Source organism: Mesorhizobium atlanticum (assembly GCF_003289965.1).
In the GTDB taxonomy this organism is placed as follows: Bacteria; Pseudomonadota; Alphaproteobacteria; order Rhizobiales; family Rhizobiaceae; genus Mesorhizobium; species Mesorhizobium atlanticum.
In genome coordinates this window covers 1-9,945 of record NZ_QMBQ01000018.1, presented here as the reverse complement: position 1 = coordinate 9,945, position 9,945 = coordinate 1, and the positions used below count along the sequence as shown (strand labels likewise).

Here is a 9,945-nt window from a genome sequence, read left to right as displayed (position 1 = left end):
CATGTTCAACTCAAATCTTCTCTCTACGTTCCAGGCCCGCCGAACGGGATCCAAGGCCGCGCAAGCGGCCCTTTCATTTGGCGAGCCATCTACCTATCTGTAGGCCAGCCTATCCGTAGGCCTAGGCTTACGTCCAAGAACGCAAGCAAACGCTTGCTCGTAGGTGACGCGGGGTGGAGCAGCCCGGTAGCTCGTCAGGCTCATAACCTGAAGGTCACAGGTTCAAATCCTGTCCCCGCAACCAATTCTATCATAAATCAATTACCGTCCCGCTCTAACCGGGGCGGTTTTTTGCGTTCGGGGAAGGCTATCCGGATTATTGCCGCAGCACCGAAGATTTTTGAAGCGCTTCAGGCGGGCAGGGAGTGGCACGGCACGAATTCCGCGGCCGGCCCGCTGAAGAAGTGGCGTCTGAGTTCCGGTAGCTGCACACGCGCCTCGGCAAAAGCACGATCACGCATCTCGGAAATGCGAGAGGTATTATCCAGGGTGTAGCGCCCGTCCGGCGCGATCTGGTCGACTCGCCAGATCGCTTTGCGCTTGTGGACGTCGCCGGTGATAATCTTCGCGGTGCCGAGCGCGCTATGCGCTTGACCCGCCATGAAGAGGCGGGCAACCGAAGCGACCATCGGCAATTTACCCCGGAGCAGGGGAAGCTTGCCGGGTTCGGAAATCGCGACAAGATCTTGAGTCCGTCCCCCGGCCAGCCGAGCATCCCGGTCGCCTCGATCGCGGCCACTCCGATCGGATTGTTGGCCCAGACGGCAGGAAAGACACCCCGAATCCCCCCCGCCATCGAGCGACAAAATACGGTAGAACCGATCTCCGCTTGTGGATTCTGGCAAGGGCGCGTTCATGCGGCCGCCGAGGCTCTGTCTCTATCTGCCTCGCATCTTTGAATGGCAGTCGTGGATGCGGCTCGACCAGACGATCGTACCCTGGACCGCCCTCGGGAAGTAACGGACATCATCGCGGAGCCGGCTTGACAGATTCCCATGCGTCAAGTAGTTGGGTTAACGTTAACCCAAGATACATTGGGGGCTCGGGAGGTCGTCTCGTGAGAGACAAGGTTCACATGCGTGACATCGCCGAGAGGCTCGGTGTTTCGGTCAAGACCGTTTCGGGGGCTCTCCACGGCTATTCGGCTCGCATGTCCGACGAGACAAGGCGACGCATCCTCGCGCTCGCCGAGGAACTGGATTACAAAACGAACATCGTCGCGCGCGGCATGCGCCAGGGCGTCTTGCCGGTGATCGGCCTGGTCGCCGAAGGCCTGATCACGTTGCCGTTTGCAACCGAGATCGTGCGCAGCCTCGACAACGCAAGCCGCACATATGGGCTGTCAGTGGTCGCGACCAACGTGGCCGCCTCGCGCAGCGCCAAGGATGGCCTTGCCGAGGCGCAGCGCTTCCTACCCAAGGCCATCGTCTATGCCACGGCCTATCACCGTACCATCACGCTCGACGCCGAGGTCCGCCAGTTGGTCGACCTTTTCATCAATTGCGAGGAAACATCCGGTGAGATTCCCGCAATCGTTCCGGACGAAGTGCAGGCGGCGCGGGTGATCGTCGAGCATTGCTTCTCACTGGGGCGGCGCCGCATTGCATTCCTCAATTTGCCGGGCATTCGCGCGGGCAGCCTGCGCGAGGAAGGCTTTCGCGACGCCCATGTCGCCCGCGACCTCGCCGTCACCGAACGCTGGATACTGCCGGCGACGCGCGGCGCCCGCTACACCGAATTTTCCGTCAGCCTGGTTTCCGCGCATGTCGATGCGCTGATGGGCGAAAGGGTGCCACCCGATACCATTCTGTGCGGCAACGATCGCGTGGCTCTCGAAGTCTATGGCGCGCTGCGCCGGCTTGGCGTCGACATCCCGGGCGACGTGGCGGTAGCCAGCTTCGACAATCAGGCCGAGATCGCCCGCAGACTCGATCCGCCGTTGACCACGATGGCCCTGCCGTATCGCGAAATGGGTCGTCGCGCCGCCGAACTCGTTGCCGGTCCCCGGTCGGCGGTTCCGCAACTGCAGAAGATTCCATTCCGGCTTATCAAACGCGCTTCGGTCTGAAGTGTCCCGGAACGGTGCATGGGAGGAAAAACAATGACTTATCCAAGATTTCGTCTCAGCGCCGGCCTGAGCGCCGGCGCCTTGATCGCGGCTTTCGCAGCCTTCACCGCCCCGGCCACGGCCGCGGACCTGAAGATGATGTTCCAGGGCGACCCTTACGAGGTCGACGCGATCGGCGCCGCGGCCAAGGCTTTCGAAGCCGCCAATCCCGGCACGAGCATCGAACTGATCCATACGCCGCATGACTCCTACAACGAAAAGATCGGCGCGGCCGTTTCGGCCCATCAGTTGCCGGACATCGTCGAGCTCGATGCGCCGTTCCTGTCGAACTACGTATGGTCCGGTTTCCTGCAGCCGATCGACGGCCTCATCGACAAGAAGCTCCTCGACGACATGACGCCCTCGAACATCAGCCAGGGCACCTATCCGCCCGACAAGAAACTCTACGCCACCAGCCTCGTTGACAGCACGGTGGTGCTCTACGCCAGCAAGAAGCAGTTGGAGTCCCTGAAGATCCGCATCCCCAAGGGCGTCGACGACGCCTGGACCGGCGAGGAATTCAAAGCGATCCTGAAGAGGCTGTCGACGGCGCCGGGCGTGAAGTGGCCGATCGACATCTTCCGCGGCTACGGCACCAAGACGGAATGGATCCCTTATGCCTATGAGCCGCTGCTGATCTCGTCGGGTTGCGATCTCATCAACCGCGACACCTGGAAAGCCTCGGGCAGGCTGGACGGCAAGGCCTGCGTCGACGCCGCGGCGATGATGGCGGAATGGGTCAAGAACGGCTGGGTCGTGCCGCAGTCGGCAGGCACCAACCAGTTCTACGCCCAGGGCCGGCCGGCAGCGCTGGCCTGGGGTGGCCACTGGTTCTACAGCGAAGCCGTGAAGGCTATGGGCGACGATCTCATCGTGCTGCCGCTGCCGAAGTTCGGCGACAAGGCCGCCAGCCCCAACGGGACCTGGATCTACGCCATCAGCAAGGACTCGGCTGATCCGCAGCTGGCGGGCAAGTTCCTCAGCTTTATGATCCAGGACCCGGCCTTCCAGAAAGCACACCGGGACCATTCCGGCTTTCCGGGCCTGAAGTCCTTCGGGGCCGCTTCGCCGCTCTACGCGCCCGGCGGCCCGATGGCCGTGGCCTTTGAGCAGGCCGCCAAGACCGCCGTGCCCCGCCCGCCGCACCCGGCCTATCCGGCGATCTCGCTGGCCACGCAAACGGCCTTCACCAACATCCTCGACGGCGCCGATCCGCAGGCCGACTTGACCAAGGCTGCGGCAGCCATCGATGCCGACATCGAGGACAATGACGGCTATCCGCCGTTCGGCGGCAAGTAACGCACCGCGAGACCCGCGCGGAGATCCATGTCCGCGCGGGTGTTCCCGTTCCGCCTTGAAGAAAGGGGCAGAAAATGACTGCGACGGCTTCGACGACATCCCGCGCGGCGGCGGCGCCGCGGGCAAAAAGACTGATCGGCGCCAGGCTGCAGGAGTTCCTCATGCTGCTGCCGGCCTGCGCAATTGTGGCGTTCTTCCTGCTGCTGCCTTTCGTCCTGTCGTTCCCGATGTCGCTCACCAACCGGCGGCTCATTCCCCGCCCGGTCCGCTTCGTCGGGTTCGACAACTACATTCAGGTTCTGACCGACCCTATCTTCTGGCGCGCCCTGTTCAACGTCACCTACTTCACGGTTCTGGTGGTCCCGGTGCAGTGCGGCTTCGCACTAGCCATGGCATTGCTCATCAACCAGAAGATTCCGGGGCGCAACTTTTTCCGGGGCGCGCTGTTCCTGCCCGCGATCACCTCCATAGCGGTCGTCTGCGTCATCTGGGGCACGCTGTTCCAGTATCCGACCGGCCCGCTCAACCAGATCATCGGTTTTCTCACCTTCGGCCTTGCCGGTCCGATCGACTGGCTCGGCAATCCCAATTCCTCGATGCCGGCGATCGTGCTCCTGTCGGCCTGGCAGGCCTATGGTTTCCAGATGGTGGTTTATCTCGCGGGGCTGCAAGGCATCCCCGGCGATCTCTACGAGGCCGCGCGCCTCGACGGCGCCTCGACCTGGCAGCGCTTCCGCTTCGTTACCTGGCCTGGCCTCAGGCAGACCAACATCTTTGTCATCATCATCACCACCATCCAGGCCTTCAAGCTTTTTACCCAGGTCAACATCCTCACCCAGGGCGGGCCTCGGGATTCGACCGTGACGGTGGTGCAATACATGTATTCCGTCGGCTTCGTCGGCCAGAAGCTCGGGCTCGCTTCGGCCGTCGCAATCATTCTCTTCTTCATTGTGCTCGTCATCTCGCTGGTGCAGCGCGCCGTTTTGAGGGACCCGAAATGACCGCCATCGACACCCCGTTGCCGGGAACTTCCGACCGGTTCCCCATGATCAAGATCGTGTCCATTGCGATCATCACCTTCGTGGTCGTCTCGCCGCTGTTCCTGCTGGCGGTGGCGAGCCTCAAACCGGATCGTTTCCAGATCCTGGCCGAGATGGGTAGCTTCAAGGCCTTCTGGGTCGACAACCCCACGCTCCAGAACTATCGCGACATCCTCACCTTCTCCGGAAACCAGCCTTTCGCGCGCTACCTGACCAATTCGATGATCGTGCTGGTGTTCACGCTGGCCGGCGGCATGGCGTTCAACTCGATGGCCGCCTTCGTCCTAGCCTGGGGGCGCATTCCCGGCCGCGCGATCATCCTGACTGCCATGATCGGGCTCTACATCGTCCCCCAGGAATCGATCGTCCTGTCGCTGCTCAACATCGTAAATTCAGTCGGCCTGGCGGATTCCTTTTCGGCGCAGATACTGCCATTCTGGGCAAGTCCGCTTTATGTGTTCCTGCTCTACCAGTTCTTCTCGCAGGTGCCGCGCGACCTCTACGACGCGGCAATCGTCGACGGCGCCTCGCCGTTCCAGATCTACTGGAAAGTGTTCATGCCGATCAGCCTGCCCGCGCTGGCGACGGTAGCGATCCTGCTCGGCATCGAAACCTGGAACCAGTACCTTTGGCCGTTGCTGGTCACCCAGAGCAACTACGCGCGCCCCATTTCGGTGGGCATCGCCGGCTTCTTCGGCGCTGACAGCATCTACTGGAACCTCGCCATGGCGGCGTCCGTCATGATGATGATCCCGGTGCTGGTTCTTTATCTCATGTTCCAAAAATGGTTCGTCAGCTCCGTCATCAGCTCGGGTGTGAAGGGCTAAAATGCTGCCTGGTATCCGCATCGACGATCCGACCTCCACCCCGGCAGGCATTGAGGCCCGGGTGACGGCAGGCGATATCCTGCACCTTTGGCAGAAACCCGTGACCGCAACCGCGCAGTCATGCGTGCAACTGCGCGAGGCTAGCGGAGAAACGAGCGCGCTGGTCGGACCGCGGTCCGGTGATTTTCAGATGGTTGCGCATCGTGCGGCGGCAACGGGCGAGATTTCCTTGAGTTGGAACGCGCTGGAGACGACAGTTTCCCTCTGCTACGCCTATGATCCGGACCGGGCGCTCTCCGAAGGCATCCGAATCTTATGGGTCCGTCCTGAGGCCGCTGCTGACAGCAAGCGTTACCGGCTGCATCTGGCGCCGCCATTCGGCTGGATGAACGATCCGAACGGCCTGGTCTCGGTCGACGGGCGCACCCATGCCTTCTATCAGCACTATCCCCATGCCTGGCGTTGGGGTCCGATGCATTGGGGCCACGCGGTCTCCGATGACCTCGTCAACTGGACACACCTGCCGGTCTTCTTGCATCCCGGCCCGGCCATACTGGCCGACCCCATGCCAAAGGGAGGGGCCTTTTCGGGCTCCGCCATTGTGCGTCCGCAAGGCGGCATTCGGGTCTTCCATACCGACCGCGAGGACGGCCGCGCGCCGGAGCACGAATTGCAGATGACGGCCGTGTCGACCGACCTGCTCGACGCTGGTCCGTCGGCCGTGGTGATCGGCGAGCGCCCGCCGCTCGACGGCTTCGGGAACGACCTCAGGGACCCTTACGTCTTCATGGGGCCGGATGGGCTCTGGAAAATGGTTCTGGGCGGCAACGACGCCGGCGCGGCGCTCGTGCTGCTTTACGAATCAGACGATCCCGACGCCGCCGCGAACTGGCGGTTCGTCGGCGTGCTGCACCGTGAACCGCTTGCCCGCAGCGTCCCGGCGGAGTGCCCGAGCCTCGTGCCGCTCGTCGGCGACGGCGGCGGACTTTATGCGCTGGTCTTTGGCCTGATCGGGCACCAGATCCTGATCGAGGGCAAGCTCAATCCGAGCGTGGCCCTCGTTGGACGCTTCGATGGCAGGCACTTCGAAGCGATCGCGCGACGGGAGCTCGACTTCGTGGGCGACTGTTACGCCTTCCAGGCTTTCGTCAGGGATGGTCGGCCCCATGGAATGGCCTGGGCGGTCAACTGGGCGAACGTCCGGCGCAACCGTGATTTCTCCTCCGCGATGACCTTCGTGCGGCGCCTGCTTTGGCGGGATGGGGCACTCCTGATGCCGCCGGTCGAAGGCGTCGCGCTGCTTCGCACGGAAAGCCTGAGCGACTCGGCCGCGGCCCTGCGGCTAGGCGTCGAACTGCCGGACGGGCTGGCGGAAATCAGTTTTGACGTGGCCGGCGCGCCCTTCCGGCTGACGCTCGCCCATGAGGACTTTCCGATGACGCTGGTCCATGACGGCCGAACGCTCGAACTCGAGGCAGAAAGGACCAAGCGCGCCGCGCCCTATGTGGCGGAGACCGGTCCGCTCGCGAACGTACGCGTCTTCGTCGATGTGGGCATGGTCGAAATCTATGCCGATGGCGGCCGCTGGTGCGGCACAAAGCGCATCGATAGCGACGAGCCGGTTGCGATGGTTCGTCTCGAGGCTGACCTTGGAACGATCAGCAATGTCGAGGTTTGGCGGTTGCGTCCGCAAAGCGGCGCGCATCGCTAGAGTTCCTGCGCCGCAGGTCAACGCAAGGGAGGAGGATTTCAATGGCAATCGTAGAGCTCAAGAAGGCAAAGAAGTCATACGGAGCGGTCGATATCATCCACGATGTCGATCTTAGGATCGAGGACGGCGAATTCGCCGTCTTCGTCGGCCCGTCAGGCTGCGGCAAGTCCACGCTTTTGCGCATGATCGCTGGGCTCGAAAGCGTCACTGCCGGGGAGATCAGCATCGACGGCGAGGGCGTGAACCACGTCGATCCGTCCGAACGTGGCGTGGCAATGGTCTTCCAGAGCTATGCCCTCTACCCGCATATGACAGTCAAGGAAAACATGAGCTTCGGTTTGCGTATCGGCAAGCGGCCGAAGGCCGAGATCGATGAGCGTGTGGCGGTCGCGAGCAGGATCCTGCAGCTCGACCAGCTGCAGGACCGCCGTCCCAGCCAGCTTTCGGGCGGCCAGCGTCAGCGTGTGGCGATCGGCCGGGCTATCGTGCGCAATCCGAAGGTGTTCCTCTTCGACGAGCCGCTTTCCAACCTCGATGCCGAATTGCGCGTGGCCACGCGCGTGGAAATCGCCAAGCTGCATGAAAGCCTCGGCAACACGATGATCTACGTGACGCACGACCAGACCGAGGCGATGACGCTCGCGGACAAGATCGTCGTGCTGCGCAAGGGACGGGTCGAGCAGTTCGGCCCGCCGCTCGAACTCTACGAGAATCCCGACAACGTCTTCGTCGCGGGCTTCATCGGCTCGCCGAAGATGAACTTCTTCAACGGGACTGTCGAAAAAAGCGGAATCGTGAGAGTTGCCGGAGCCGAGTTTCCCGCACCCTTTTCGGCGAAGACATCGCAGCCCGGCTCACTCGTCACCATCGGCATCAGGCCCGAGCATTTCGATCGCGACGCCACCCCCGATGCGACCATCGATGTCCTTGTCGATTTCGTCGAGCATCTGGGCGGCACTTCCTTCATCCATGGCCGCTTGGCGGATGGCGAGAGGATTATCGTGGAACGTCGCGATGTCGGGGATCTGAAGTCGGGGAAATCGATAAAGGCCGGTTTCAAGATGAAGGACGTGCGCGCCTTCGATGCCGCGGGCCTACGGATACGGTAATGATAGCCATGAAGCCAGCAGCCACCATAGTGCGTCAGAGCAGCGCCGCTAGTTGGGTACCGTGACAGACAATATCCTCGGCCGCTCAGGCGCGATCTACGTTGTCGAGTTGGGCCGGTTGCATTTTGCTCAGGAGCGCTGCTGTGGGAGACCTTACCTTTCAGTGAGGTGACAAAGGGCTCCAGCGCCGCTGCGCGTCGCCCGTTGTGTTTCGAAATGAAAACAGCGCTCCACGCGCTCTCCAACAATTGGGATATGCGAGCCTGCTGTGTTGTTGGCTGCAGCTATCGATAGCAACCGCTGGCCCATCAAATCCGCTCGAGCTTGAAAACCTGACCTGGACGGAATTGAGAAATCTCGTTGCTGGCGGAACAACCACGATCATCATCCCGATCGCCGGCATCGAACAGAGTGGCCCTGCCATTGCGTTGGGTAAGCACAACGTCCGGGTTCGGTTTCTGGCCGAGAAAATTGCGGCAAAGCAAGGAAACGCTCTCGATCGGCGCCGGCGTTCTTGATCGGCATTTCGATTGCTGACCGATTCGGGGGAGCCCGGTCCCCCACCGAATCGCCAAAGATGAAGCGCCCGAATCACCCAACACCGTCAATTATTGCTATCTATTGCTATATCTCCGCCCGGTTTCATATTTCCCCGAGGAGGTCCCCCCATGCCCAGCTTTGCGTTGAACGAGCACTATGAGCGCTTCATCAGGAAGCAGCTCGAATCGGGCCGCTACAGCAATGCCAGCGAGGTTGTCCGCGCCGGCCTGCGCATGCTCGAGGATTTCGAGGCGGAGCGGGAGAAGTGGCTGCGCGAGGAAATCCCCGCGCGCATGGCCGAACTTCGGCAGGATTCGGCAAAGGGAATCCCCGCCGAAACGGTGTTTTCCCGGCTGGAGGCCCGTCATCGCGCGCGGCAGGCGAAAGCCAGGTAGGGGATGGAATACCGGATTGTCTTCCATGCGGAAGCCGAACTCGAACGACTCTATGACGATATAGCCGAGCGCGCGTCGCCGGCGGTTGCCTGGAATTTTGTCGCGGGCATCCGCGATCATTGCCTGGGCTTGTCGACATTTCCACAGCGCGGCACCGAGCGGGTGGAGATGATGCCGGGCTGCGGATCATCGGCTATCGCCGCGCGGCCAGCATCGTTTTCGCTGTCGACGGCGAGCGCGTGCTGATCCTGGGCATCTTCTACGCAGGCCGGAACATCACGCCTGAATTGCTCGAGGAACGGCTCTGATCGCACAGATCGGAGGGGATCTGGCGGTCGGCAATCGGCTAAACGCTGCCGGCGATTTCCAATTGGGCGCATCCGCCTGCGGAACGGCCTTGCGGCAGGTATTGCCGAAGTGTCCGGCGACAGATCGCCGGCCAAAATTCAACCAAGCCAGCTTACCATTTTTCCCTCCGTGGATATCTCGACGAGAAATCGAAAAAAGAGCGATCTTGGCTGTTGACAGTTCGATCGGGTGGCGACTATATACGCCCCACGAACGAGGGCGGTGCGCCGCTGGCGACGAAGAAGTTCGCTTCTAAATCTGCCCTCTGCGAAATTCAAGAGAGCCGCGTGAGCGACACTCGGGAGGCCCCGGAGCCGAAAGCGAAGTGGGCTGTGACATTGCGTGAAGCGGTGTCTGTTCTTTGACAATTGAATATTGAAGAAAGAGAAACGTGGGCGGCAGAGTCCTGCTGAGCCTCTTACTCCGCCAGGGGTAATTGGTTCGAACGAGACTTTGGCGGATCACGTTTCGTGAGAATAAGTCTACCAAGGCATTAAGTTGCCTAGGTGTGAATGTTCTCGTCGATTCATGCGTGACCAATAAAGCCAAATCAAAGTCTTATTAAACTT

General features: G+C 61.7%; 9 protein-coding genes, 1 tRNA gene and 1 pseudogene. 10 read left to right on the top strand and 1 reads right to left on the bottom strand.

Annotated features, from left to right (window positions below; genetic code table 11):
• The first annotated feature begins 167 nt into the window (after nt 1-167).
• Nucleotides 168-244, top strand: a tRNA-Met gene (locus DPM35_RS31900).
• Nucleotides 245-350: 106 nt separating this feature from the next.
• Here the strand turns inward: DPM35_RS31900 and DPM35_RS31895 are convergent.
• A complete protein-coding gene (locus DPM35_RS31895) occupies nt 351-857 on the bottom strand; it encodes a hypothetical protein (RefSeq protein ID WP_181592252.1) in 507 nt (168 codons plus the stop codon).
• On the opposite strand from DPM35_RS31895, the gene DPM35_RS33430 reads away from it, so the two are divergent.
• The 9 genes and pseudogenes from DPM35_RS33430 to DPM35_RS31850 all read left to right on the top strand — a co-directional run bounded on the left by DPM35_RS33430 (nt 856) and on the right by DPM35_RS31850 (nt 9,336).
• Entirely contained in the window at nt 856-960 is a 105-nt protein-coding gene (locus DPM35_RS33430) for a type II CBASS E2 protein (RefSeq protein WP_483466556.1), read from the top strand. The two genes, DPM35_RS31895 and DPM35_RS33430, sit on opposite strands and share 2 nt — an antisense overlap.
• A gap of 115 nt (nt 961-1,075) precedes the next feature.
• Nucleotides 1,076-2,068, top strand: coding sequence for a LacI family DNA-binding transcriptional regulator (locus DPM35_RS31890; protein ID WP_112131452.1), 993 nt, complete (start codon nt 1,076-1,078; stop codon nt 2,066-2,068).
• Between the two features lie 33 nt (nt 2,069-2,101).
• Nucleotides 2,102-3,406 (top strand): extracellular solute-binding protein, encoded by a 1,305-nt coding sequence (locus tag DPM35_RS31885; protein WP_112131451.1) that lies wholly within the window; start codon nt 2,102-2,104, stop codon nt 3,404-3,406.
• Between the two features lie 74 nt (nt 3,407-3,480).
• The gene (locus DPM35_RS31880; RefSeq protein ID WP_112131450.1) at nt 3,481-4,407 is read left to right on the top strand and encodes a carbohydrate ABC transporter permease; all 927 of its coding nucleotides are present in this window, start codon (nt 3,481-3,483) and stop codon (nt 4,405-4,407) included.
• Nucleotides 4,404-5,273, top strand: coding sequence for a carbohydrate ABC transporter permease (locus DPM35_RS31875; protein WP_112131449.1), 870 nt, complete (start codon nt 4,404-4,406; stop codon nt 5,271-5,273). The genes DPM35_RS31880 and DPM35_RS31875 overlap by 4 nt, the downstream gene beginning before the upstream one ends.
• 1 nt (nt 5,274) lies before the next feature.
• On the top strand, nt 5,275-6,984 hold the full coding sequence (locus DPM35_RS31870) for a GH32 C-terminal domain-containing protein (protein WP_112131448.1): 1,710 nt from the start codon (nt 5,275-5,277) through the stop codon (nt 6,982-6,984).
• Nucleotides 6,985-7,025: 41 nt separating this feature from the next.
• Nucleotides 7,026-8,093 (top strand): ABC transporter ATP-binding protein, encoded by a 1,068-nt coding sequence (locus tag DPM35_RS31865; RefSeq protein ID WP_112131447.1) that lies wholly within the window; start codon nt 7,026-7,028, stop codon nt 8,091-8,093.
• Between the two features lie 668 nt (nt 8,094-8,761).
• Nucleotides 8,762-9,028, top strand: coding sequence for a type II toxin-antitoxin system ParD family antitoxin (locus DPM35_RS31855; RefSeq protein ID WP_112131446.1), 267 nt, complete (start codon nt 8,762-8,764; stop codon nt 9,026-9,028).
• 3 nt (nt 9,029-9,031) lie between these two features.
• A pseudogene (locus DPM35_RS31850) lies at nt 9,032-9,336 on the top strand (type II toxin-antitoxin system RelE/ParE family toxin).
• The last annotated feature ends 609 nt before the right edge of the window (nt 9,337-9,945 follow it).

Excerpts from the sequence above, each read along its gene's own strand:
- DPM35_RS31875 (WP_112131449.1), top strand. The coding sequence starts at position 4,404 with ATGACCGCCATCGACACCCCGTTGCCGGGAACTTCCGACCGGTTCCCC.
- DPM35_RS31865 (WP_112131447.1), top strand. The coding sequence starts at position 7,026 with ATGGCAATCGTAGAGCTCAAGAAGGCAAAGAAGTCATACGGAGCGGTC.
- DPM35_RS31890 (WP_112131452.1), top strand. The coding sequence starts at position 1,076 with ATGCGTGACATCGCCGAGAGGCTCGGTGTTTCGGTCAAGACCGTTTCG.
- DPM35_RS31895 (WP_181592252.1), bottom strand. The coding sequence starts at position 857 with ATGAACGCGCCCTTGCCAGAATCCACAAGCGGAGATCGGTTCTACCGT.
- DPM35_RS31880 (WP_112131450.1), top strand. The coding sequence starts at position 3,481 with ATGACTGCGACGGCTTCGACGACATCCCGCGCGGCGGCGGCGCCGCGG.
- DPM35_RS31870 (WP_112131448.1), top strand. The coding sequence starts at position 5,275 with ATGCTGCCTGGTATCCGCATCGACGATCCGACCTCCACCCCGGCAGGC.
- DPM35_RS31855 (WP_112131446.1), top strand. The coding sequence starts at position 8,762 with ATGCCCAGCTTTGCGTTGAACGAGCACTATGAGCGCTTCATCAGGAAG.
- DPM35_RS33430 (WP_483466556.1), top strand. The coding sequence starts at position 856 with ATGCGGCCGCCGAGGCTCTGTCTCTATCTGCCTCGCATCTTTGAATGG.
- DPM35_RS31885 (WP_112131451.1), top strand. The coding sequence starts at position 2,102 with ATGACTTATCCAAGATTTCGTCTCAGCGCCGGCCTGAGCGCCGGCGCC.